The 22,350-nt window shown below is 72.4% G+C and carries 22 protein-coding genes; 11 read left to right on the top strand and 11 right to left on the bottom strand.

Going from position 1 to position 22,350, the window contains the following annotated elements; all coding sequences use genetic code 11:
• Nucleotides 1-81 precede the first annotated feature (81 nt).
• The 7 genes from KSED_RS02370 (at nucleotide 82) to trhA (ending at nucleotide 7,287) form a co-directional block, all read left to right on the top strand.
• Entirely contained in the window at nucleotides 82-813 is a 732-nt protein-coding gene (locus KSED_RS02370; RefSeq protein ID WP_041290832.1) for a response regulator transcription factor, read from the top strand.
• Nucleotides 810-1,979 carry a sensor histidine kinase gene (locus tag KSED_RS02375; RefSeq protein ID WP_012801981.1) on the top strand — a complete coding sequence of 390 codons (1,170 nt, stop codon included), beginning with the start codon at nucleotides 810-812 and terminating at the stop codon, nucleotides 1,977-1,979. The genes KSED_RS02370 and KSED_RS02375 overlap by 4 nt, the downstream gene beginning before the upstream one ends.
• Before the next feature lie 71 nt (nucleotides 1,980-2,050).
• Nucleotides 2,051-2,380, top strand: a complete 330-nt coding sequence (locus tag KSED_RS02380; RefSeq protein ID WP_012801982.1) for a heavy-metal-associated domain-containing protein — start codon at nucleotides 2,051-2,053, stop codon at nucleotides 2,378-2,380.
• Between the two features lie 75 nt (nucleotides 2,381-2,455).
• Nucleotides 2,456-4,696 carry a copper-translocating P-type ATPase gene (locus tag KSED_RS02385; protein WP_012801983.1) on the top strand — a complete coding sequence of 747 codons (2,241 nt, stop codon included), beginning with the start codon at nucleotides 2,456-2,458 and terminating at the stop codon, nucleotides 4,694-4,696.
• Nucleotides 4,697-4,755: 59 nt separating this feature from the next.
• The gene (locus KSED_RS02390) at nucleotides 4,756-5,466 is read left to right on the top strand and encodes a DUF305 domain-containing protein (protein WP_041290833.1); all 711 of its coding nucleotides are present in this window, start codon (nucleotides 4,756-4,758) and stop codon (nucleotides 5,464-5,466) included.
• A 352-nt stretch (nucleotides 5,467-5,818) separates the two neighbouring features.
• Nucleotides 5,819-6,604 (top strand): alpha/beta fold hydrolase, encoded by a 786-nt coding sequence (locus KSED_RS02395; protein WP_012801986.1) that lies wholly within the window; start codon nucleotides 5,819-5,821, stop codon nucleotides 6,602-6,604.
• On the top strand, nucleotides 6,601-7,287 hold the full coding sequence (gene trhA / locus KSED_RS02400) for a PAQR family membrane homeostasis protein TrhA (protein WP_012801987.1): 687 nt from the start codon (nucleotides 6,601-6,603) through the stop codon (nucleotides 7,285-7,287). The genes KSED_RS02395 and trhA overlap by 4 nt, the downstream gene beginning before the upstream one ends.
• 57 nt (nucleotides 7,288-7,344) lie before the next feature.
• Here trhA and KSED_RS02405 read toward each other — a convergent pair whose 3' ends face one another.
• From KSED_RS02405 to KSED_RS02415, 3 genes are all read right to left on the bottom strand, one after another.
• Nucleotides 7,345-7,995, bottom strand: a complete 651-nt coding sequence (locus KSED_RS02405; protein WP_012801988.1) for a lytic transglycosylase domain-containing protein — start codon at nucleotides 7,993-7,995, stop codon at nucleotides 7,345-7,347.
• A 94-nt stretch (nucleotides 7,996-8,089) separates the two neighbouring features.
• On the bottom strand, nucleotides 8,090-10,717 hold the full coding sequence (locus KSED_RS02410; protein ID WP_012801989.1) for an excinuclease ABC subunit UvrA: 2,628 nt from the start codon (nucleotides 10,715-10,717) through the stop codon (nucleotides 8,090-8,092).
• Between the two features lie 262 nt (nucleotides 10,718-10,979).
• Nucleotides 10,980-12,542, bottom strand: coding sequence for a SulP family inorganic anion transporter (locus KSED_RS02415; RefSeq protein ID WP_012801990.1), 1,563 nt, complete (start codon nucleotides 12,540-12,542; stop codon nucleotides 10,980-10,982).
• A 108-nt stretch (nucleotides 12,543-12,650) separates the two neighbouring features.
• On the opposite strand from KSED_RS02415, the gene KSED_RS02420 reads away from it, so the two are divergent.
• Both KSED_RS02420 and KSED_RS13390 read left to right on the top strand, forming a co-directional pair.
• Nucleotides 12,651-13,979, top strand: a complete 1,329-nt coding sequence (locus KSED_RS02420; protein WP_237699552.1) for an MFS transporter — start codon at nucleotides 12,651-12,653, stop codon at nucleotides 13,977-13,979.
• 4 nt (nucleotides 13,980-13,983) lie between these two features.
• Nucleotides 13,984-14,559 carry a GNAT family N-acetyltransferase gene (locus tag KSED_RS13390; protein WP_012801992.1) on the top strand — a complete coding sequence of 192 codons (576 nt, stop codon included), beginning with the start codon at nucleotides 13,984-13,986 and terminating at the stop codon, nucleotides 14,557-14,559.
• Between the two features lie 28 nt (nucleotides 14,560-14,587).
• On the opposite strand, the gene KSED_RS02430 is transcribed toward KSED_RS13390, so the two are convergent.
• Genes KSED_RS02430 through KSED_RS13395 form a run of 3 tightly spaced genes read right to left on the bottom strand, consistent with a single transcriptional unit; the run spans nucleotide 14,588 to nucleotide 16,909 of the window.
• Nucleotides 14,588-15,190, bottom strand: a complete 603-nt coding sequence (locus KSED_RS02430) for a DnaJ family domain-containing protein (RefSeq protein WP_012801993.1) — start codon at nucleotides 15,188-15,190, stop codon at nucleotides 14,588-14,590.
• A 17-nt stretch (nucleotides 15,191-15,207) separates the two neighbouring features.
• On the bottom strand, nucleotides 15,208-15,594 hold the full coding sequence (locus tag KSED_RS02435; protein ID WP_012801994.1) for a thiol-disulfide oxidoreductase DCC family protein: 387 nt from the start codon (nucleotides 15,592-15,594) through the stop codon (nucleotides 15,208-15,210).
• Nucleotides 15,595-15,598: 4 nt separating this feature from the next.
• The gene (locus KSED_RS13395) at nucleotides 15,599-16,909 is read right to left on the bottom strand and encodes a DUF389 domain-containing protein (protein ID WP_012801995.1); all 1,311 of its coding nucleotides are present in this window, start codon (nucleotides 16,907-16,909) and stop codon (nucleotides 15,599-15,601) included.
• Between the two features lie 88 nt (nucleotides 16,910-16,997).
• On the opposite strand from KSED_RS13395, the gene KSED_RS02445 reads away from it, so the two are divergent.
• Nucleotides 16,998-17,672: a LysE family transporter gene (locus tag KSED_RS02445; RefSeq protein ID WP_012801996.1), complete on the top strand. Its 675-nt coding sequence runs from the start codon at nucleotides 16,998-17,000 to the stop codon at nucleotides 17,670-17,672.
• A 64-nt stretch (nucleotides 17,673-17,736) separates the two neighbouring features.
• Here KSED_RS02445 and KSED_RS02450 read toward each other — a convergent pair whose 3' ends face one another.
• A complete protein-coding gene (locus KSED_RS02450; protein WP_012801997.1) occupies nucleotides 17,737-18,195 on the bottom strand; it encodes a Rieske (2Fe-2S) protein in 459 nt (152 codons plus the stop codon).
• 34 nt (nucleotides 18,196-18,229) lie between these two features.
• On the bottom strand, nucleotides 18,230-18,970 hold the full coding sequence (locus KSED_RS15220) for a 4a-hydroxytetrahydrobiopterin dehydratase (protein WP_012801998.1): 741 nt from the start codon (nucleotides 18,968-18,970) through the stop codon (nucleotides 18,230-18,232).
• A 7-nt stretch (nucleotides 18,971-18,977) separates the two neighbouring features.
• Between KSED_RS15220 and KSED_RS15535 the strand changes: the two genes are divergently transcribed.
• Entirely contained in the window at nucleotides 18,978-19,112 is a 135-nt protein-coding gene (locus KSED_RS15535; RefSeq protein ID WP_012801999.1) for a hypothetical protein, read from the top strand.
• Nucleotides 19,113-19,131: 19 nt separating this feature from the next.
• On the opposite strand, the gene KSED_RS02460 is transcribed toward KSED_RS15535, so the two are convergent.
• Genes KSED_RS02460 through KSED_RS02470 form a run of 3 tightly spaced genes read right to left on the bottom strand, consistent with a single transcriptional unit; the run spans nucleotide 19,132 to nucleotide 22,153 of the window.
• Nucleotides 19,132-20,175: a glutathione synthase gene (locus KSED_RS02460; protein ID WP_012802000.1), complete on the bottom strand. Its 1,044-nt coding sequence runs from the start codon at nucleotides 20,173-20,175 to the stop codon at nucleotides 19,132-19,134.
• On the bottom strand, nucleotides 20,172-21,362 hold the full coding sequence (locus tag KSED_RS02465; protein WP_012802001.1) for a peptidase MATCAP family protein: 1,191 nt from the start codon (nucleotides 21,360-21,362) through the stop codon (nucleotides 20,172-20,174). Before KSED_RS02465 ends, KSED_RS02460 begins: the two co-directional genes overlap by 4 nt.
• Nucleotides 21,359-22,153: an N-formylglutamate amidohydrolase gene (locus KSED_RS02470; protein WP_012802002.1), complete on the bottom strand. Its 795-nt coding sequence runs from the start codon at nucleotides 22,151-22,153 to the stop codon at nucleotides 21,359-21,361. The genes KSED_RS02465 and KSED_RS02470 overlap by 4 nt, the downstream gene beginning before the upstream one ends.
• Nucleotides 22,154-22,350 lie beyond the last annotated feature (197 nt).

A 22,350-nucleotide genomic window follows, 5' to 3' on the forward strand; every position in this document is an offset into this window, starting at 1 on the left:
TGCCTTGAAGATTCGATGAAGATTCCCCGCCCCGGCACCGTTCTGAGCCGCCGGGGCGCGAGACAGAGCGAGACTGGACCCATGAACTCTGGCACTGGCACTGGCACTGGGACTGACACTGGGACTGGTCCGGCGGCCGGCCGGGTGTTGGTGGTCGATGACGAGAAGCCGCTGGCGCGCATGGTGGCCACCTACCTGGAGCGGGCCGGCTACGAGGTGGCCCTCACCCACACCGGCCCGGCCGCAGTGCAGGCCGCCCGGGTTCACGAGCCCGACGTGATGGTCCTGGACCTGGGCCTGCCCGGGATGGACGGGATCGAGGTGTGCCGGCGGGTGCGGGCCTTCTCCGAGTGCTATGTGCTGATGCTCACCGCCCGCGGCGATGAGCGCCACCGGTTGGAGGGATTGGCGGTGGGGGCCGATGACTACATCACCAAACCCTTCAGCGTCCGGGAGCTGGTCGCCCGGGTGGGGGCGGTCATGCGCCGGCCGCGCACAACGGTGTCAGCCCCCGAACCGGAACGGGTCTGCGGTGACTTGGTCATCGACCTGGCCGCCCACGGGGCCCGCGTGTCGGGCCAGGTGGTGCAACTAACGCGCACGGAGTTCGACCTGCTGGCCGCCTTGTCGGGGCGCCCGCACCAGGCCTTCTCCCGGCGCCAGCTGATCGATATCGTCTGGGACCCGGCCTGGGTGGGCGATGAACGGCTCGTGGACGTGCACATCAAGAACCTGCGCCGCAAGCTCGACGCGGACCCGGCCCGCTATATCGACACCGTCCGCGGGGTCGGCTACCGGATGGCGGAGCAATGACCGGCCGGCGGCGCTACCAAGGATTAGCGGCCCGGTTCTTCCTCGCCCAGCTGCTGGTGGTGGGGGCCAGCGTGCTGGCCGCGGTGGTGGTGGCCTCCCTGGCCGGCCCACCACTGTTCCACGAGCACCTGGAACAGGCCGGGGCCGGACACGATGCAGCCCAGGTGCTGCACGTGGAGCAGGCCTACCGGGACGCCAATTTCTGGACCCTGGCCGTGGCCCTGGCCACGGCCTTGATCTGTTGTCTGGCATTGACCTGGCATGTCGCCCGCCGGATCCAGAGTCCGATCAACGCCCTGACCCAGGCGGTCAAGGCCATGGCCGGTGGACGGTACGACACCCGCGTGCCGGCCATGGGCGCCGGCACCGAGGTGGAGGATCTGGCAGGGTTTTTCAACACCATGGCCGCACGGCTTCAGCGCACCGAGGACACCCGTCGACGGATGCTCTCGGACCTGGCCCACGAGCTGCGCACCCCCGTCTCCGTGCTGACCGTCTACCACGAGGCCCTGCAAGACGGGGTGTCCCACTGGGACGAGCCCACCGGTGAGCTGATGGGCGAGCAGCTGGCCCGGTTGACCCGGCTGGTGGAGGACATCAACGACGTCTCCCGCGCCGAGGAGGGCCGGATCGAACTGGACCGCAGCCCCCAAGGGGTCAGCGGGCTGCTGCATGCCGCGACCGAGGCCCACAAGGAGGCCTACGCCACCAAGGGCGTGGCCCTGACCATGGACGCCGATCCGGGCCTGGCCGTGGACGTGGACCGCCAGCGCATGGGCCAGGTCCTGGGCAACCTGCTCACCAACGCCCTGCGCCACACCCCGGCCGGGGGCCGGGTCACCCTCGAGGCCCGACAAAGCCCGTCCGGGGTCACGCTCAGCGTCACCGACACCGGGGAGGGGATCTCTCCCGAGCACCTGCCGCACGTCTTCGAACGCTTCTACCGCGGGGACACCGCCCGCGACCGTGACCACGGCGGCTCCGGGGTCGGCCTGGCCATCTCCCGAGCTCTCATCCAGGCCCACGGCGGCACCCTGAGCGCCACCTCCACCACGGCCGGGGCGACGTTCACCATCGACCTGCCCACCAAGCAGCCCCCCGACCAGCCCACCTACCGGCGCACCCGTTTATCCACCGTGAACACCGGCGCTCCACCCCTTGAATGATACCCCCGGGGGGTATATACCAAGAGGAGAGGCGCCGTCCGGCGCCGCCCTCAGACCTGAAGGAGACCGTCATGACCGAATCCGCCCGCACCCCGCTGCCGGGGGCCACCAACGGCTGCTCGTGCTGCGCCCCAGCCGCCGACGCCACCGCCCCCGCCGGGCGACAGAGTGCCGACCCAACCGGGACGAGCGCCGGCGACGCGACCTACCAGGTGGAGGGCATGACCTGCGGACACTGCGTGGGCTCCGTCACCGAGGCCGTGAGCGCCCTGGACGGGGTGGACGATGTCCGGGTCGAACTGGTCGCCGGCGGGGCCTCCCCCGTCACCGTGACCGGGCCCGCCTCCGCGGACTCCGTGCGGACGGCCATCGAAGCGGCCGGCTACCGCGTCCGGATCTAACCGACCCATCCCCTCGAGGTCGGCGCCCCACCGCCGAGCCGGTCGCCGAACAGACCGCCGAGCAGAAGGAACACCATGAGCACCCCGCACCACCACGATCACCCCACCGACCAGACCGCCGAACACCCAGACCCGAACCCCCACGCCGGCCACGCCAACCACACCGACCATGCCGCCCACCACCCCGCGGACGCGGCCACCCACGGGCAGGCCGTGCCCCAGGGCCACGCCCACTCGGCCCTGGACGAGGAGCACCAGGTCCATGACCACGGCAAGCACGCCGGGCATTCCACCGCGATGTTCAAGAACCGGTTCTGGGTCTCGCTGGTGCTGTCACTCCCGGTGGTGTTCTTCAGCCACATGGTCGGACAACTGCTGGGCTACCACGTCCCTGAGTTCCCCGGTTCGGCGTGGATCGCCCCGGTGCTGGGCACCGTGATCTACCTCTACGGCGGCGCCCCCTTCCTCAAGGGCGGACTCACCGAGGTGCGCTCCCGCCAGCCGGGGATGATGCTGCTGATCGCGATGGCCATCACCGTGGCCTTCGTCGCCTCCTGGATCACCTCCCTGGGCATCGGGGACCTGATACTGGACTTCTGGTGGGAACTGGCCCTGCTGGTGACCATCATGCTGCTCGGGCACTGGATGGAGATGCGCGCCCTCGGCGCGGCATCCTCCGCCCTGGACGCCCTGGCCGCGCTGCTGCCGGAGGAGGCCGAGAAGATCGTGGACGGAGACACCGTGACCGTGCCCGTCGGCGAGCTGGCGGTCGGGGACACCGTGTTGGTGCGCTCCGGGGCCCGCGTGCCGGCCGACGGGACCATCCTGGAAGGCGCCGCGGAGTTCGACGAGTCGATGATCACCGGCGAATCCCGGGCCGTGGCCCGCACCGTCGGGGAGCGGGTGGTGGCCGGGACCGTGGCCACCGACAACACCGTGCGGGTGCGCATCGAGGCCGTCGGCGCCGACACCGCTCTGGCCGGGATCCAGCGGATGGTCGCCGACGCCCAGGAGTCCTCCTCCCGGGCCCAGGCGTTGGCGGACCGGGCCGCCGCGTTGCTGTTCTGGTTCGCCCTGGGGGCGGCGATCATCACCGCGATCGTGTGGACCGTGATCGGTCAGCCCACCGATGCGGTCACCCGCACCGTGACCGTGCTGGTGATCGCCTGCCCGCACGCCCTGGGCCTGGCCATCCCGCTGGTGATCGCGATCTCCACCGAACGCGCCGCCAAGGCCGGGCTGCTGATCAAGGACCGGATGGCCCTGGAGCAGATGCGGACCATCGACGTGGTGCTCTTTGACAAGACCGGCACCCTGACCGAGGGCGCCCACGCCGTCACCGGTGTCGCCGCGGCGCCCGGCATTTCCGAGGCCGAGCTGTTGGCCTACGCCGCCGCGGCCGAGGCCGACAGCGAGCACCCGGTGGCCCGGGCCATCGTCACCGCCGCCACCAGTCATGCCGAGGCCGCCCGGTTGGGCCTGCGCGGCACCGGATTCCAGGCCGCCACCGGCCGCGGGGTCACGGCCACCGTGGCCGGGGCCGAGGTCCTCGTCGGCGGGCCGAACATGCTGCGCGAGCTCACCCTGGACACCCCCGAGGCACTGGCCGCCGATGTCCGGGCCTGGACGGATCGGGGGGCCGGGGTGCTGCATGTGGTCCGCGACGGGTCCGTTATCGGCGCGGTTGCCGTGGAGGACAAGATCCGCCCCGAGTCCCGGGCCGCCGTGGCCGCCCTGCACGCCCGGGGGGTCAAGGTCGCGATGATCACCGGCGACGCCCGCCAGGTCGCCGAGGCCGTGGCGCGGGATCTGGGCATCGACGAGGTCTTCGCCGAGGTCCTTCCCCAGGACAAGGACACCAAGGTCACCGAACTGCAGGCCCGGGGCCTGTCCGTGGCCATGGTCGGGGACGGCGTGAACGACGCCCCGGCCCTGGCCCGGGCCGAGGTCGGCATCGCCATCGGCGCCGGCACCGACGTGGCCATGGAATCGGCCGGCGTGGTGCTGGCCGGCAATGACCCCCGTGCCGTGCTATCCATGATCCACCTGTCCAAGGCCAGTTACACCAAGATGATCCAGAACCTGGTCTGGGCCACCGGATACAACGTGCTCGCCGTCCCGCTGGCCGCCGGCGTGCTGGCCCCGATCGGCTTCGTGCTCTCCCCCGCGGTGGGCGCGATCCTGATGTCCGTCTCCACCATCGTGGTGGCCCTCAACGCCCAGCTGCTGCGCCGCACCGACCTGGACCCGGAGCACCTGGCTCCTCTCGAGCGCCCCCGGTCGCAGGCTGCCCTTCAGCCGGCTGCGGTTTCCTGATCTCGCCCCTTGGCGTGAACCCTGATGTGAACCCTCAACCCACCATGAAAGGACCCACCATGAAACGCACGATGACGCTGACCGCCCTGACCCTGGCCTCCGCCCTGACCTTGACCGCCTGCGGCACCGGGGCCCAGGACGAGAACGCCGGCGCTGAGGCCTCGGCCACCGCGACCGGCTCCGCCCCCGCCGCCACCCCTGCGGCCACGGACACCGCGACACCGTCCGCCACGGAATCGGCTACTAGCTCGGCCACCGGTTCGGCCGAGGAGGTCTCCGCCGAGCACAATGACGCGGACGTGATGTTCGCTCAGATGATGATCCCGCATCACCAGCAGGCGGTGGAGATGAGCGAGATGCTGCTGGCCAAGGATGAGATCCCGGCCGAGGTGGCCGAGTTCGCCCAGAAGGTCATCGACGCCCAGGGCCCGGAGATCGAGCGCATGAACGCCATGCTCACCGCCTGGGGTGAAGACCCCGTGGACATGGGAGACATGGGCGGTATGGAGGGCATGGACCACGGCGGGATGTCCGGGATGATGTCCGAGGAGGACATGGCCGCCCTGGAGCAGGCCCAGGGCACCGAGGCCGCCCGGTTGTACCTGGAGCAGATGACCGCCCACCACCAGGGCGCCATCGAGATGGCCCAGGACGAGGTCGAGGGCGGGCAGACCCCGCAGGCCGTGGCCCTGGCCGAAAAGGTCGTCGCGGACCAGCAGGCCGAGATCACCGAGATGGAACAGATGCTTCAGGAGCTGCCCGCGACCTGACCGGCATCGCCGTACCACAATCCCAAGGAGGGCCCGTTCGGTGGACGGGCCGTCCTTGGAGGTGTGGTGCCGTCAGCGGATGATGGGCCGCCCTGGGTGAGGCCGGCCCCTGCTTCGACGGCAGGAGGGCCATCCCTTAGGGCTGGTTCGACGGCCCAGTGTCCCCCGGTGCCGCCCCAGCCGGTCCTGGATCTAGGCGGGTGAAACCCAGGGCGCTTCAGATCATGCGCGTCCTCGATCCCGAACGGGCCGCGGCCGACCTGCCGGCCGAGGAGCCGCTGGGCGCCGTCCTCCTGTCCGGTCCCGACGACGCGCCCGGCCGCTGACCGGGCGGGCGCACTACGGTGGACCCGTGAGCACCTCTCCGACTGACGACGACTTCGACCGCCTGCTCAACCAGGCGCGTGACACCCCCGCCGACGCGCCCGCCGACGCGCCCACCGACCCGGCGGACGGCGGCCCGCTGGAGGGCACCGACCCCCGGGCCGATGCGGGGGAGCCCGCCCAGCCCACGCCGCTGGCGCTGATCCACGGCATCGGGTCCAACCCCATCGACTGGCAGGACGTGGTGAGCCGCATCGGTGCCGGCCGCCCCATGGCCGCGCCGTGGGTGGACGGGCTCAAGCCCACCCAGAAGGGCGGTTTCGACCTGCAGCAGTGCGCCTCGGCAGTGCTCTACAACTCCGACGTCATGACCTGGCGCGCGTTCGATGCGGTGGGCCAGGACATCGGGGGCATGGTCGCCGCGACGCTGGCGGCCGAGCACCCCGAGAAGGTGCGGCGGCTGGTGCTGTCCGGCGTCTTCGTGCAGATGCCGAAGATGGCGGTGCGCATGCAGAAGCTCGCGCTCCAGGCACAGCCCCGCAACAACCTCGTGGCCCAGGGGATCGACCGGGGGCGCACCCTGGCGGCGCTGGACTCCTTGGCCGGGATCGACATGCGCGAGACGCTGGCCGCCGTGCAGCAGCCCACGCTGGTGCTCGTGGGGGCCAACGACCGGGCGGGGAGCATCATGGCCAAGCAGGTCGTCGAGCTGATGCCGGACGCCCGCATCGAGCAGGTCCCCGGGGCGGGCCGGCGTGCCAGCATCGACGCGCCGGAGGCGTTCGCGGACGCCGTGATCGCGTTCACCGCATGAGCGGGACGACCGCCCCGGCCCGCAGCAAGGACGGCAGCGTCCACGTCACCGACGAGCGGATCAACACCCTCTCGCACTTGGCGGCCACCTGCTTCGCGCTGCTCAGCGCCGCGGTGCTCATCACCCAGGCCGCCACGACCGGCGACCCCTGGCGGATCGTCGGGGCGAGCATCTACAGCGCCTCGCTGGTGACGCTCTTCGCCTGCAGCACGCTGCACCACGGGCTGGACCTGGGCGAGCGCGGCGACTCGGTGCTGCGGACCCTGGACTACACAGCCGTGTTCGGCCTCATCGCCGGCACGGTCACGCCGCTGGTGCTGGTGCAGGTGCGCACGCCCTTCGGCTGGGCGGTGCTCGGGGCGGTGTGGGCGATCGCCATCGGCGGCATCGTGGCCCGCTCGGTGCGACGGGACCTGCCCAAGGAGATCACCAACACCCTGTACATCGTGCTGGGGTGGCTGCCGGTGGCCCTGCTCGCCGCGGGCGTCACCTTCGAGCCGGGCATGGTCGCCCTGCTCGCGGCCGGGGGGCTGGTCTACTCCGCCGGGTTCGTGGTCTTCATCCTCGAGCGGCCCAACCCGTGGCCGGGGGTGCTGGGCTTCCACGAGATCTGGCACGTGCTGGTGGCGATCGCCGCCGCCCTGCACTGGTTCATGGTGGCCGTGTACGTCATCCCGCAGTGAGCGGCGGGCGTCGCTCACTGACCGGGCGGCCCCATCGGCGGGGACGGGCCGCGGGTCTCAGCGCCCGTAGCGCTCCGCCCAGGTGAGCACCTTCTCCACGTACGCGTCGGAGTTGTTGTACCGCTTGATGGCGCGGCGCAGGGTGTCCTCGTCGGAGAGGTCGATCTCCTGGTTGGCGCACAGCAGGCTCGCGGCCGACAGCGCGGCGTCGTGGATGTTCTGCGGGTCGGCCTCCCCGTCGCCGTCGCCGTCCTTGCCGTGGATCTCCCAGGTGGTGGGGATGAACTGCATGGGCCCCACCGCGCGGTCGTACTCGGTGTCACCGTCGACCTCGCCGCCGTCGGTGTCGCTGATGCCGGTGGTGTTGCCGCCGGCGCCGGAACCGTCCAGACGCGGGCCGTAGATGGGCGGGTCGGCCACGCCCGCGTCGGTGAGCTCGCCCCCCTCGGCGTGCTTGCTCTCCACCCGTCCGATGCCGGCGAGCACCCGCCAGTCCAGGTGGTGGCAGGAGTGCTCGAAGTCCTCGGCACCCTCGGCCGCACCCCGGTAGGCCTCCAGCGCCTGCTCCGGGATGTCGTCGACCCGCTCGTTGGCCGGGTTGAGCGTGAACACGCCGTAGGCGATCACGAGTGCCACAACCAGTGCGATCGCGATCCATGCGCGGGGGTCCAAGCCGTTCCTGCGGGTGGTGCGGCGGCGCTTCGCCATGGTGCTCCTGGGGTGAGGGGTCGGCAGAGTTTAGCCGGGCGGACGGCCACGCCACGGCATCCGTTCGTCGTTCGGTGCACGGTCAGCGCGCTGTTCACGCTACGAACGACGAACGGATGCCGGCGGCCACCACCCGTCCGCCCGCGCCGCCGGCGCCGGGCCCCATCTCAACCACGTGGTCGGCCGTCGCCACGGCCACTGCGTCGTGCTCGGCCAGCACGACGGTGTGGCTCGCGCCGGCCAACCCGTGGAGCTGACGCAGCAGCCGGTGCACGTCGGCCGGGTGGAGCCCGGTGGTCGGCTCGTCGAACAGGTACAGCGTCGGCGTGCGGCGCTGCACGCGCAGCTCGGTGGCCAGCTTGATGCGCTGCGCCTCCCCGCCGGAGAGGTCGGTTGCCGGGTGCCCCAGGGTCAGGTAGTCGAGCCCCAGGTCCGCCAGGGCGCCGAAGGTGCGGGCCAGCTGCGGGTGCTCGGCGAAGCGCTCGCGGGCTTCGGCCACGGTCCAGCCCAGCACCTCGTCGATGCGGTGCCCCTCCCAGTGGACCTGCAGCGTCTCGGCGTCGTAGCGCGCGCCGTGACACTCCGGGCAGGTGGAGTACGTGCCGGGCATGAACAGCAGCTCCACGGACACCGAGCCCTGCCCCTCGCAGGTGGGGCACCGGCCCGGGGTGGTGTTGAAGCTGAACCGCCCCGCCCCGTAGCCGCGTTCCTGCGCGTCGTCGGTGGCGGCGAACAGGCTGCGGATGCGGTCCATCGCCCCGGTGTAGGTGGCGAGCGTGGAGCGGGGGGAGCGGCCGATCGGCTTCTGCGTGATGCGCACCAGGCGCTCCACCCGTCCGCCGGTGAGTACCACCCGGGCCGGCGCCGGCGGGGTGCCCTGCCCGGTGCCCGTGCCCGATGCGGTGAGCGCGGCCCCGGCGGCATCCTCACCCGGATGCCCCTCACCGGGGTGCCCCACGTCCTGGGTGCCCGGCTCCCCGTGCTCCTCGGCCGCCTCGGTCGAGACCTCCTGGGCATGCATCGCGACCACGTCGGCCAGGGCGTCCAGCAGCGAGGACTTGCCCGACCCGGAGACGCCGGTGACCACACTCACCGCACCGAGCGGCAGCGTGAGGTCGACCCCCCGCACGGTGTGGCGGCGCAGACCCGAGGCCACGAGCTGGCCGCTGCCGGTGCGCGGTGCCGGCAGGGGCTCCGCGGCGAGATCGTCTCCCGGGGTGCCGGCGCTGGTGGAGCCGCCGGTCGCGTCGGCCCCCAGCACCTCCGCGGGGTGGATCGGCTGGGCCAGGTACCGCCCGGTGACGGACTCGGCCACGCCGGCCAGCTCGTCCACCGGCCCGGAGTGCAACACCCGGCCGCCGCCCTCGCCGGCGCCGGGGCCGACGTCCACCACCCAGTCGCACGCGGCCACCACGGCCATGTCGTGCTCGACGACCAGCACGGTGTTCCCCGCATCGACCAACCGGCGCAGGACGCGCAGCAGGGCCTCGGTGTCGCGCGGGTGCAGGCCGGCGGAGGGCTCGTCGAGCACGTACACCACCCCGAACAGGCCGGTGTGCAGCAGGGTCGCCAGGCGCAGGCGCTGCATCTCGCCGGGCGAGACGGTGGTGCTGCGGCGCCCCAGGGAGAGGTGGCCCAGACCGAGCTCCAGCAGCACGTCCAGGCGCGCGAGCAGGTCGCCGAGGAGCAGACGTTCGGCACCCTCGCGGGCACTGCCGCCCTCGTCGGGCAGGGCGTGCCGGCGGCGGCGGGCGAGGTCGGCCAGCTCGGCCAGGGGGAGCGCTGCCGCATCGGGCAGCGAGCGGCCCTGCCAGGTGACGGCGAGGGCATCGGCGCGCAGGCCGTGGCCGTCGCAGGCGGGGCAGGGGGTGGTCTCCACGAAGCGTAGGGCGCGGGCCCACTGGGTGGCGGACTTGGTCTCGGACAGCGTCCGCATCAGGTAGCGGCGGGCCGAGGAGAAGGTGCCGGAGTAGGGACGCTGGATGCGCTCCGGGTCGCGCTCGGGCACCACCTGCACCACGGGTTGGTCGTCGGTGAACAGGATCCACTGGCGGTCGGCGGCGGGCAGGTCGCGCCACGAGGAGGTGATGTCGTAGCCCAGAGTGGCGGTGATGTCGCGGTAGTTCTTGCCCTGCCACGCGCCGGGCCATGCAGCGATGGCCCCCTCGGCGATCGACAGGTCGGGGTCGGGCACCATCGAGGCCTCGGTGGGTTCGTGCACCACGCCCAGGCCGGAACACTCCGGGCAGGCGCCCACGGCGGTGTTCACGGAGAACGCGTCGGAGTCCAGGTGGGCGGCGCCGGTGGGGTAGTCACCGCATCGGGAGAAGACCATGCGCAGGGTGTTGCCGGTGTGCGTGACGGTGCCCACGGTGGAGCGCGAGGAGGTGCCGCTGGTGGTGGCCTGCTGGCCCAGCGCGACCGCCGGGGGCAGCCCCGTGATGCTGCGCACCTGCGGGTCGACCGCGGCGTGGATGAGGCGGCGGGCGAAGGGGGCGACGGTCTCGAAGTAGCGGCGCTGTGCCTCGGCGTGGACCGTGCCGAAGGCGAGCGAGGACTTGCCCGAGCCGGAGACGCCGGTCACGGCCACCAGGCGGTCGCGGGGGATGGAGACCGTGACGTCGCGCAGGTTGTGCAGGCGGGCGCCGGTGACGGTGATGTGGCCGTCGGAGGAGGCGGGGAGAGTCGGTGCGGTGGGGATGGAGGGCGAGCCGGACGTCATCGGGCCAGTCTCACAGGCGGGGGTGTCAGAGGTGCGAGGTCACGCCTCAGGACCAGCCGCGCCCCGTGCCCTGCGCCACTGGCGCACCACGCCAGCGCACCAGACCACACCGGTGAGGACCTGGCCCACCGCGAGGAGGCGCCACCAGCCGTCGAGGGAGTCAGAGAACAGGTTGACCACCCCGGCGGCGGCGACGACGAGCGAGCCGACCAGCTGGACGAGGACCTGAGCGCGGAGGTCCCCAGTGAGGCACCGACCCGCCTCAGTGGCCCTCTCCGAGGTGCCCGGAGAGCTGCCCGTGGCGGGCGGCCGAGGCCTCGTTCAGCCCGACGATCTGCACCCTCTTGCCCCGGGCGGCGTACTTGGTCTGGATGCCGTCCAGCGCCGCCACCGTGGAGACGTCCCAGATGTGGCTCTCCGAGAGGTCGATGACGATGCGCTGCGGGTCGCCGGAGTAGTCGAACTGGTAGACCAGATCGTTGCTGCTGGCGAAGAAGAGCTCGCCGCGCACCCGGTAGGTCGCGGTGTCGACCTCGCCGTCCTCGGTCGTGTCCAGCGTGGCCACCCGCTCCACGGTGGTGAAGTGCGCAACCCGGCGGGCGAACACCACGAACGCCGTCAGCACACCCAGGATCACGCCATAGGCGAGGTTGTGGCTGACCACCGTCACCACCACCGTCACGACCATCACCGCGAGCTCGCTCCACGGCATCCGCTTCAGGGTCGAGGGGGCGATGGAGTGCCAGTCGAAGGTCGCCCAGGAGACGAAGACCATGACCGCCACCAGCGCCGCCATCGGGATGAGCGCCACCGTGTCGCCCAGCACGACCACCAGGACCAACAGGAAGACGCCCGCGAGGAAGGTCGAGATCCGCGTGCGCGCTCCGGAGGCCTTCACGTTGATCATCGTCTGGCCGATCATGGCGCAGCCGCCCATGCCGCCGAAGAAGCCGGTGATGACGTTCGCCGCGCCCTGGCCCCAGCTCTCCCGGGTCTTGTTGGAGTGGGTGTCGGTGATGTCGTCCACCAGCTTGGCCGTCATCAGCGACTCGAGCAGGCCGACCAGCGCCATCGCCAGCGCGAACGGGCCGATGATGCGCAGCGTCTCGGCCGTCAGGGGCACGTCGGGCACCAGCAGCGTCGGCAGCGAGTCGGGCAGCTCACCCATGTCCCCGACGGTGGGCACCTGCCACCCGGCCAGCAGCACCACGGCGGTGAGCAGCACGATCGCCACCAGCGGCGGCGGGACCACGGTGGTCAGCCGCGGCAGCAGGAAGATGATGGCCAGCCCGGCGACCACCAGCGGGTAGACCAGCACCGGGACGTCGGTCAGGTGGGGCAGCTGGGCCACGAAGATCAGGATCGCCAGCGCGTTGACGAAGCCGACCATCACCATCCGGGGGATGAACCGCATCAGCCGCGCCACCCCCAGCACGGCGAGGACCACCTGCAACACCCCGGCCAGGATCACCGTGGCGATGAAGTAGTTCATCCCGTACTCGCGGGCCACCGGGGCGATCACCAGTGCGACGGCGCCGGTGGCAGCCGAGATCATCGCCGGGCGACCGCCCAGGATGGCGATGCTCACCGCCATCGTGAACGAGGCGAACAGACCCAGCCGCGGGTCGACCCCCGCGATGATGGAGAAGGAGATCGCCTCGGGGATCAACGCCAGGGCCACCACGAGGCCCGCCAGCACCTCGGTGCGCAGGCGGGCCGGGTTGCGCAGGGCCGCCCAGGTGGAGGTCTCGCGCTCGCCGGCCTCGGGGACCAGCGGGTAGTCGTCGGTGGCGGGGAACGCCGGGGCAGGGGTCGGTGAGGTCACGGTGCTCCGCGGAGGGGGTGCTGGTGGGGACGCGGCATTCTCGCAGGCGCCCCCCTGCCCGGTGGAACTCCGTGGCCGCCCCCGCCGCCGTGGCCCTACTCTTTCCCGGTGCTCCCGTCCCCCGCCACGCCCGCGCCGACCGATCGCCCCGGGCCCCTGGGGCGGGCGGTCGACTGGTTCCTCCCGCCGCGGATGGGGTCGAGCTTCCGCTGGCTGATGGGCTCGGCCTACTCCTCCAACCTGGCCGATGGGGTGGTGCTCGCCGCGGGTCCGCTGCTGGTGGCCAGCCAGACCTCCTCGGCCCTGCTCATCTCCGCGGCGCCGATGCTGAACCGCCTGCCGTGGCTGGTGCTGGGGCTGGGGGCCGGCGCCATCGCCGACCGGGTGGACCGGCGCCGCATGGCGATGCTGGCCAACCTGCTGCGCGCCGCGGTGCTGATGGTCCTGGTGGCCATCCTGGTGACCGGGCAGGTGTCCATCGCCGCCGTGCTGGTGGTGATGCTGCTGCTCGGGACGGCGGAGGTCCTCTGCGACAGCGCGACCAACACCCTGCTGCCCTCGGTGGTGGCGCGCAAGGACCTGGTCACCGGCAACGCCCGGCTCATGTCGGCCTTCCTCGTGGCCAACCAGCTCGTGGGCCCGGCGTTCGGCGCGTTCCTGTTCGCGCTGGGCTCGGCGTGGCCGTTCGGGGTCTCCGCACTGGCGATCGTGCTGGCGGCAGTCCTGGTCTCCCGCATGGTGGTCCCGCCGGTCGCCGGCGCCGACAGCGAGACGGCCACGCGCACCACATCGGGCGTGCGGGGGCTGCACGCCGACGTGGTGAGCGGGCTGCGGTGGCTGCGCGACGCCCCCGCCGTGCGCACGCTGGTGCTCACCATCCTGACCTTCAACATCACGTGGGCGATGGGGTGGGGCATCCTCGTGCTCTGGGCGCAGGAGCGCGTGGGGCTGGGGCCCGTCGGGTTCGGCCTGCTCACCTCGGCCACCGCGGTCGGTGGGGTGATCTCGGTGCTGGCCTACGACCGCATCGCCGCCCGGTGGTCGCTGGCCGGCATCATGAAGGTCTGCCTCACGCTGGAGGTGCTCATGCACCTGGTGCTCGCCACGACCACCGCGGCGTCGGTGGCGTACGCGACCATGTTCGGCTTCGGCCTGTACACCTTCGTGTGGTCGGCCACCTCGTCGGCGGTCCGGCAGCGGGCGACGCCGCAGCACATGATGGGGCGCATCTCGTCCATCAACATGGTGGGCCTGACCGGCGGCATGGTGATCGGCATGCCCATCGGCGGGGCCGTGGCCGACGCCTTCGGGGTCACGGCGCCGTTCTGGGTGGCGTTCGCCGGGTCCGGGCTCACGCTGGTGCTCATCTGGCGCTCGCTGTCCCACATCGCACACGTGGCCGAGGTCGGCCCCGAAGCGGCGGCTGCGGCACACTGACGCCGTGAGTCAGTCCATCCGCCCCCGTCGCGACGCCGATCTGCCCGGCCTCGCAGCGGCACTGCTCGAGCAACAGGCCCACTCCGGCTACCCGCACCGCGACCCGCTGCCCGCGCCGCCGGAGCAGTTCATCCAGCGCCCGGCCGAGGAGGCCGCGTGGGTGGCCGAGGTGGGCGGTGAGGTGGTGGGCCACGTGGCGGTGGGGCGTACTGCGAGCGACGGCAGCGGCGGTGACGCCCCGTTCGTGGAGGCCTGGAGTGCTGCCAGTGGACGCCCGGCCGAGGACCTGCGGGTCGTGGGGGTCCTCTTCACGGCCACCTCCGCACGGGGGACGGGGGCCGGGGTCGCCCTGTTGCGCCACGCCACCGGGTACGTCCTCGATGCGGGGTGCGTCCCCTGCCTGGACGTGCTGCCCACGCACGAGCGGGCCCTGTCCCTCTACCGGCACCTGGGCTGGCGGGAGGTCACCCGGCAGCGCCCGGAGTGGCTGGACGCCGGCGCCCCGGACGTCATCGGGATGGTGTTCGACCCGCGGGATGGGTACGGCTCGGCCAGTTCTCCACCCATGCATCGCGGGTGACCACGGAGTCCGTGACGAACGGAAGGATTCAGCGCCGCCAGGGAGCCCACCACCGGCGGGTCGACTTCCCGTGAGCTCGGTTGCCACCCTCGGGCGAGGCGTCGTCGTCGGCGTGATCAGTCGTCGTGGCGGGCGCGACGTCGTGGTCGCCCCGGCCGCACTGCTCCCGCGCCGCGGCGGCCTCCCGCCATCGACCCACCACCTCCTCCACGTCGACGCGCCCGACCACCGGCGGCGAGGAGGTGCCGGCGACGGGGCGTCGACGGTCGGCCAGCACCCGGGCATTGAAGTCCTCCAGGTGCTCCCGGACGGCGGACTCGTCGGCCAGGTGGAGCAGCGACTCGGGGAAGCCGGCCCGCTCCCGGCGCAGCTGCAGCGGGCCGGGCTGGGCCTCGGAGAAGTCCAGCCCCTCCCGCTCGATGAACCCCTTCACCCACCACTCGGGGTCGTCGGAGGAGCTGAGGTGCAAGGGCTTGCCCGCGCCGGGGAGGTTGTCGAAGGCGCCCTCTCGCTGGGCCTGCTCGATGGCCTTGTCCACGACGGTCTGGACGTGGTGGGCCTGCAGCGGGCGGGAGCGGGGCTCGGGCTCCGTGCCACCGGGGTGCTCGGCTGGTCGGTCGGGATCACTCACGGTGCACCTCCTGCAGGTCACCCCGCCCGAGGCGGCAGCGCACACGCGGGGGTCCCGCCGGGCAGCTCGTGCCGGTGCTCGGCCACCAGCCGGTACACCGGCGGTGCCACCCACGCCAGGGGCGGGGCACCCAGGGCCGCGCCGGCCGCCCACACCAGCCGCCCCAGCGAGGTCGACCGGTCCGCCGTCCGCAGTGCCGCCGCGATGGCCGCGGCGCCGTAGGAGACCTGCCCCGCATCGTCCACGAAGGGGATCTCCCGGTCGGCCCGCTGGGCATCGACCCCCGCGGCGGTCAGCCGGTCCGGGGTCATGGGGGCGACCTCACAGGTGACGGGCCACCGCGCCAGCACCTGTGCCGCACGGGTGCAGAAGCCGCAGTCGGGGTCGTACAGCAGGGCGCTCATGGAGTCATCGTCCCGCATGCAGCGCCAACGCGCAGACCACGAGCCCGGCCGCCACGCCCACGCCCACACCCCAGGCCCCCACCCGCTCCTGGTTCGTCTCCAGCGAGCTCAGCGGCACCACCCCCGTGAGCACGAAGGTCAGCCCGGCGGCGGCCACCATGCACACGATGTTGGTGAGGAACAGCAGCCCTGCCCCGGCCGCCGCGCTCCACGCGCCCTGCTCCAAGCAGGTGGCCAGCACCGCCAACGGCGGCACCAGCGCGATGGCGATCGCCACCCCCGGTAGCGCCGTGCCCAGGTTGCGCCGCGAGAGGGCGAACGCCCCCGCCGCGCCCGAGGCCACGGCGATCAGCAGGTCCGGCACGGTGGGCGCGATGCGGGAGCTCACCTGGGAGTTCGCCTGCAGGTCGATCCCCATCCCCAGCGCGCGCACGAGCACGAAGGCCACCCCCACCGCCAGCACGATGCCGAGTGCCGCCAGGACGAGGCTGCGCACCAGCCGCCGCGGCCACCCCATCCCCAGGCTCAGCCCGGCGGCGAGCAGCGGCAGCATCAGCGGGGCCACCACCATGGCGCCGATCACCACGGCGGTGGAGTCCGTGAGCACCCCCAACGTGGCGATCACGGTGGCCAACACCATCTGCACCAGGAACTGCACCGTCCGGCCCCGGCCCTGCTCGGCCTCGAAGAACAGAGTGTCCACGACCTCCCCCCGGTCCACCCCGGAGGCGGCGTTCGAGCGCAACCACCGTTCGAGCCGCCCGTCGTCGGCCTCGCCGGTGGGGGAGACGTCGGTGAACCCCGCCCGGTGGGCCGCATCGATGCCGACGTGCAGCACGGCCAGCGCCAACCCGGCGAACAGGGACACGCGCAGCCCGAGCACGGGCGCCACCATCGTCACCGTGGCCAGGCCGGCGAACAGCAGCTCGTTCAGTCCCGGGCCGGTGATGGCCTCCTCGTGCCGTCGCCACCGCACCTCGGCCGCGATGAGGAGCACCAGCCCCGCCGCGTAGGCCCGCACCGACCACCCCCACCAACCGGCCTCGCCCAACGCGGTGACCGCCAGCCCGGCCGCAGCCAGGCCCAGTCCGCCCATCCACAGCGGGCTTGCGCCACGCCGGGTGGCGCGCACCGCGAGCCACACCGCCCACACCGCACCGACCCCGGCGCCGATGCGGTGCACGACCGGCCCCCACTGGTCCGGCACCGAGGCCAGTGCGCCCAGGGCGAGGCCGAGCGCGGCCAGTTCCACGACCGCCACCACCGCTCCCGGGTGCCACTGCGGCGCGACACGGCTGTCCTGGGTGTGTTGCATGGGCCCAGCATCACCCATGACCGGAGCCCTCGCGGTGACCTGCCCGGCGGAGGTGCCCCCCGTGCCGGCGTTCCTAGACTGGCGCGCCATGGACCTCCTTCTGCCACTGGCGATCGTCTGGACCCTGGGCGTGATGAGCCCGGGCCCTGACTTCGTCGCCATCCTGCGCACGGCGATGCGTCACGGCCACCGCGCGGCGACCTCCACGGCGCTGGGCGTGGTCACGGGGATCAGCGTCTGGATCGTGCTGGCGCTGGTCGGGTTGACGGCCCTGGTGCAGGCGATCCCGGCGGTGGGGGTGGTGATGAAGGTGGCCGGTGCGGTCTTCCTCATCGGCTACGGGGTGTTCATCCTGTGGAGCCTCTGGCGGGCCCGGCGCGCAGCCCGGGCCGCGCCACTGGGGCCGGCCGCCGCCGACGAGGCGTCGGGCGTGGCCGAGCCGGCGGCCGCACCCTCCCCGGCCCACCCCATCACGGCCGGCGCGGCCTTCCGCCTCGGCCTGGCCACGAACGTGGCGAACCCCAAGGCGCTGGTCTTCTTCGGCGCGCTGTTCTCCACGCTCCTCCCGCCGACCCTCTCCTGGGCCGTGCGGGGCGCCGTGCTGCTGATGATGCTGGCGATCGCCCTGGTGTGGTTCCTCGCCCTGGCCCGGGCCGCGAGCCGCCCGCCCTTGGTGCGCCTCTACGAACGGGCCGGTCACCTCATCGATGCGGCAGCAGGGGTGGCCTTCGTCGTGCTCGGGGTGGTGCTCCTGCTGGAGTGACGGCGGCTCCCGGGCCACGGCGCCGGAGCGGCGGCCCCGCCGGTGCGCGGGGCCGGCGGCGTGCTCAGCCCTGCTGCGGGCTGATCGTCAGCTGCCCGTCGGCCTCCTCCACGGCGGCGCCGGCCAGGGGCCTGGTCGCGGGCCCGGCGGTGGGGGCACCGTCGGCGATGGCGAAGTAGCTGCCGTGGCAGGAGCAGATGATCTGCCCGTCGGCGACCTCGCTGACCGCACAGCCCTGGTGGGTGCACTCGGCGCTGAAGGCCTTGAAGTCGCCCTCGGTGGGCTGCGTCACCACCCAGCCCTCCTGGATGACGCCCCCGCCCACCGGCACGTCGTCCGCCGCGACGCTGACCGTGTTCACGCCGGGACGACCCGAGGTGCCGGGGTCGTCGCTGCAGGCGGCCAGGGTGGGCACCCCGAAGGCCGCCACGGCGGTGGCGCCGGTGACCACCTGGCGGCGGGACGGGCCGGGCCGTGCGGGGTGGCCGGGGCAGGTCGAGCAGGGGCTGGGGAGGTGGGTCACGGGGTGCTCCTCGGTGGTGGGGGGGCGGGGACGGTCAGGAGAGCGCGGCGGCGATGCGGGCGAGCGTCACCGGCATGTCGGCGTGGGCCTGGCGCTCGCGCTGGTCGGCCTGCGCGACGGCGTCGACGCCCCACTTCTCGTCGAACCCGGCGCGGCCGGTCCGGGTGAAGTGCCAGGTCTGGGTGAGCAGGGTGCCGTCCTGGGCCGCAGGGGTCAGCGTGAACCCCCACTCGACGAAGCCCTGGTTGACCTGCCAGGCGAAGCGGCGGCCGGGGTCGGCGGTGACCACCGTGCTGGTGGTGGTCCACTGTCGCTCGGGGGTCTGGTTGTCGCCCTCGAAGGTGGCACCCACCCCCCGGTGGTCGGGGTCGGTCCAGCGGCAGGCACGACAGGTGGGGCTCCACTGGCCGGTGCGGGTCACGTCGCTGACCAGGGCGTAGGCCTCGTCGGGGGTGACCGGCACCCACACCGAGGCGCGGTGGAAGCGCTCCGGGTCCCCTGCCACTCCCCGGGCGGCGGCGATCTCGTCGATGCGCCGGGCCAGCCGGTGGTCGCGCTCGGTCACGGCTCCCGCATCGTGGCTGTGGGTGGCCACGACGACGCGGCCGGGGGCCAACGTCACCTCGGGGTGGTGGTCGGCCTCCTCGGCCGCGGCCGCGATCGCGGCGACGAACGCCGTGGCCGTGGCGTAGTCCCGGGGGACGAAGGCGGTGGTCAGGCGGCCCTCGAGCTCTCGCCACTCGGGGGTCAGGAGGGCTGGCAGGTCGGCGTCCATCGGTCCATTGTGCCGCCCCGGCCCCGGCCCCGGCCCCGGCACCTCGTGCACCAACCCGAACCCGAACGTCCAGGAGATCGCCCAGGTCGAGGCGAACGCCTCCTACGACGCCGCCGGGGCGCAGGACGCCGTCACGCGCTGACGGGGCGCCGCGCCAGCGGTCACAGGGTGGCCAGCGCCGCGTTGCGCAGCTGGCGGCCGTAATGACCCCGCATCGTCACCTTGTGCTCGAGGTTCTCGATGATGGCCGGCGCGAAGTCCGTCTCGTACAGCGCCTGGCATGAGCCGAGCCCGCCCGGGCTGAACACGTTCACCTCCATGAGCTTGTCGCCCACGATGTCCAGGCCCACCAGGAACATGCCGTCGGCCACCAGCTTCGGCCGCACGGCCTCGGCGAGCTCGAGCATTTCGTCGGTGACCTCCACCTTCTCGGCCTTGCCGCCGGCGGACATGTTCGAGCGGATGTCCTCGCCCTGGCTGCGACGGCGGAAGGCCGCGACGTGGCCGTCGACCGTCAGCGGCTGGCCGTTCATGAGGAACATGCGTACGTCGCCGTTCTTGGCCTCCTTGAGGAACTCCTGCACCACGACGTAGCCGTCGCGGGCGATGGCCTCGATGATCTGGTTCAGGTTCGGCGACTCGTCGCTGTTCACGACGAACACGCCGGACCCGCCGGAGCCCTGCAACGGCTTGAGCACCGCCTTGCCGCCCAGCTCCTTGACGAACTCCTCGATGCGCTCCTCGTCGCGGGAGATGAGCGTTCGGGGGCGCACCGCCTCGGGGAAGTGCTGGAAGTAGGCCTTCGAGAGGGCCTTGCTCAGGCTGCTGGGGTCGTTGACCACCAGCACGCCGCTCTGGGCCATCAGCTCGCCGAAGGCGACGCCGGCGTTGTTCGCCCACGCGCTGCCGTCGCTCTCGTCGGCGGGGTCCGCGCGGAGCATCACCACGTCGAAGTCGCTGAGCGCGATCTGCTCCTCCTCGGCGGGCTTCTGCACGTCCGCGAGGTAGCGCTCCAGGGAGCGGTAGCTCTTGTCCTTGCCACACCGGGCGCGGGCCACGAGGGTGCCGTCGGGCTCGTACCCGAAGTCACCCATGCCCAGCACGTAGCTGTCGTGCCCCATCGAGGTGGAGGTCATGGCCAGACGGGTGGTTGTGTAGACGGGCTTCTCGGTCATCACGTCGTTGACGACGTAGGCGATCTTCATGTGGGGTCCTTCGTGAGAGTGGTCAGGTCATCGGCTGCGGCGGCCTGGTCGAGGCGTTCGCGGGTTCCGGGGTCCAGGAGCCACCGCGAGGTGATGCGGCTGGGGCGCAGGTGGCCACGGTCGTCGAGGTCCTGCACCAGCGGCAGGTCGCGCAGGGCGAACTTCCCCAGGAAGAGCAGGTCCAGCCGTCCACCCTCTCGCAGGTGGGCCAGCAGGTCCACCAGGCCGCGCAGGTACATGGCGTCCTTGGTGTGCCCGCCGGAGCGATAGGCGCGCATCGTGGTGGTGAAGGCCGAACCCGGGGGCACGCCCACATCGAGCATCGCCTGGTAGGCCTCGCGGAAGGTGGCGCCGTTCAGCATGCGGTGCACGGTCAGCACGCGCAGCGCCAGCTGGCGCAGGCGGAAGCTGGTCAACCCGCCGACGGCGATCTCGGCGAGCACGGCCAGGCCCTCCTGGGTCTCGTCGTAGCCCGCCAGTCCGGAGCCGAGGGTCTTCATCTGCTGTCCGACGCCGTTCACCTGCGTCACCAGGTGCGTCCCCACCTCGTGCATGAGCAGGGCCTGCACGCGAGGGGCAGGGATGTTGGCATGGTTGCTGATCAGCAGGGTGTCGCCCTCCACCAGCACGCCGGCCACGTCGGAGCGCACCTCGGCGTGGATGCTGACGTCCGGGTCGAGCTCGCGGTAGGCGTCGATCTCCTCCTGGGCCGCGACGAGGAAGCCCTTGGCGTCCACCATGTGCGAGTTCCGCGAGGGCACCTCCAGGCGCGCCACCAGGTCCTCCGCGGTGTCCCGCAGGCTGGGGCCCACCGCGCCGTAGAGCTCGGCGGACAGCTGCCGGAAGTCGTCGGTGCCGCGGGCCCGCAGCATGTCGATCTGCAGGGACAGCTCACGCCGCTTACTCTGCAGCAGCTTGCCCACGGTGGGGTCCTCCACCTCACCGAGGGCCACTTGGGCGATCTGCGCGGACTGGATGGCCGGGTCGGTCTCCAGGTCGCGGTAGACGAAGGTCGGCTCCTCGTGGGTGCCGGAGATGAAGCGCTCCTTCTCCTCGTCGGAGTTCACCGGCGTGATGTCCAGCAGGAAGCGCATGGAGTCCGACAGCATCGCAAGCGTGTGGTCGACCGCGAGGTCGGCGGGGGACAGTGCCTCCCGGCCCTCCGGTGCCGAGGGGGTGTCGCTCACCGGGGGCCCACCTCCCGCAGGGCCTCGAGCACCGGGGCGTGCGTGGCCGCCAGGGCCTCGCGCAGGGCGTCGAGGTGGGCCTCGTCGGGCACGCCGGTCCACTCGTCCATGAAGGTCTTCTTGAACTCCAGTGCGAGGCACACGCCCGTGTCCGGGTAGCGCTCGTGCACGAACCACGCCAGGGCCCGCCCTTCGAACTTCACGTTCTCCCGGACGTCCAGCCGGTGCCCGGCGACCTCCTGGGCCTCCAGGGAGCGCGTGAACGCCTCGACCACGGGGCGCCAGTGCTCGTCCACCGTGCCGGTGCCCAGGTTCACCTCCGGGTTGTCGGCCACGTCGGCGCCGGGGTCGTCCTCACCGTCGCGGCGGTGGTTGTAGGAGTGCACGTCGTAGACCACGAACGGCCCCCGCGCGGCGAGCTCGTCCAGGCGCTCGCCGAGCTCGGCGTAGAAGCGGTCGTACTGCGCGAGGCTGTTCTCCGTGGCCGTCGCGTCGAGCTCGCCGTCGGTCCAGATGTCCAGACCCCAGGCGTCCTCGGGGCGGAGGTAGACCGCCTCCTCGCGGGGTCGGTTCAGGTCCACCTCGAAGCGCGAGTGGTGCACCACCACCTGAGCAGCCGCCCCGGAGCCGATGCGGTCGGTGAAGGGGTCCTCCTCGCGGAGCCGGGTGTCCTCGTCCAGGCGCATGGCGGCCGCGGTGTCCTCGCGCAGCCCATGGCCGCCGTGGATGGAGGTGGCGACGAGCTGGCCGGACCAGTCACCCGAGAACTCGTGCGTGAGTGGTTGTGTCATGGCCTCGTGTCTACCCGAGCGGCCCACACCCGGGCCAGCCGAGCGCCACCGGACGTGGGGTGCATCACGTCCGGACGATGCGGGGGACGTGTCACCCGAGCGGGTTCCGCGGAGGGGCGGGCCCTATACTTCGCTCAGCGCCCCTGCTGTGGCGCACACAACTTCCCGTTTTGCTGTGGCTCCCGTGGTGGCACCGA

This window comes from Kytococcus sedentarius DSM 20547 (assembly GCF_000023925.1).
Lineage (GTDB): Bacteria > Actinomycetota > Actinomycetes > Actinomycetales > Dermatophilaceae > Kytococcus > Kytococcus sedentarius.

Excerpts from the sequence above, each read along its gene's own strand:
- KSED_RS02370 (WP_041290832.1), top strand. The coding sequence starts at position 82 with ATGAACTCTGGCACTGGCACTGGCACTGGGACTGACACTGGGACTGGT.
- KSED_RS02375 (WP_012801981.1), top strand. The coding sequence starts at position 810 with ATGACCGGCCGGCGGCGCTACCAAGGATTAGCGGCCCGGTTCTTCCTC.
- KSED_RS02380 (WP_012801982.1), top strand. The coding sequence starts at position 2,051 with ATGACCGAATCCGCCCGCACCCCGCTGCCGGGGGCCACCAACGGCTGC.
- KSED_RS02385 (WP_012801983.1), top strand. The coding sequence starts at position 2,456 with ATGAGCACCCCGCACCACCACGATCACCCCACCGACCAGACCGCCGAA.
- KSED_RS02390 (WP_041290833.1), top strand. The coding sequence starts at position 4,756 with ATGAAACGCACGATGACGCTGACCGCCCTGACCCTGGCCTCCGCCCTG.
- trhA (WP_012801987.1), top strand. The coding sequence starts at position 6,601 with ATGAGCGGGACGACCGCCCCGGCCCGCAGCAAGGACGGCAGCGTCCAC.
- KSED_RS02405 (WP_012801988.1), bottom strand. The coding sequence starts at position 7,995 with ATGGCGAAGCGCCGCCGCACCACCCGCAGGAACGGCTTGGACCCCCGC.
- KSED_RS02410 (WP_012801989.1), bottom strand. The coding sequence starts at position 10,717 with ATGACGTCCGGCTCGCCCTCCATCCCCACCGCACCGACTCTCCCCGCC.
- KSED_RS02435 (WP_012801994.1), bottom strand. The coding sequence starts at position 15,594 with ATGAGCGCCCTGCTGTACGACCCCGACTGCGGCTTCTGCACCCGTGCG.
- KSED_RS13395 (WP_012801995.1), bottom strand. The coding sequence starts at position 16,909 with ATGCAACACACCCAGGACAGCCGTGTCGCGCCGCAGTGGCACCCGGGA.
- KSED_RS02445 (WP_012801996.1), top strand. The coding sequence starts at position 16,998 with ATGGACCTCCTTCTGCCACTGGCGATCGTCTGGACCCTGGGCGTGATG.
- KSED_RS15220 (WP_012801998.1), bottom strand. The coding sequence starts at position 18,970 with ATGGACGCCGACCTGCCAGCCCTCCTGACCCCCGAGTGGCGAGAGCTC.
- KSED_RS02460 (WP_012802000.1), bottom strand. The coding sequence starts at position 20,175 with ATGAAGATCGCCTACGTCGTCAACGACGTGATGACCGAGAAGCCCGTC.
- KSED_RS02470 (WP_012802002.1), bottom strand. The coding sequence starts at position 22,153 with ATGACACAACCACTCACGCACGAGTTCTCGGGTGACTGGTCCGGCCAG.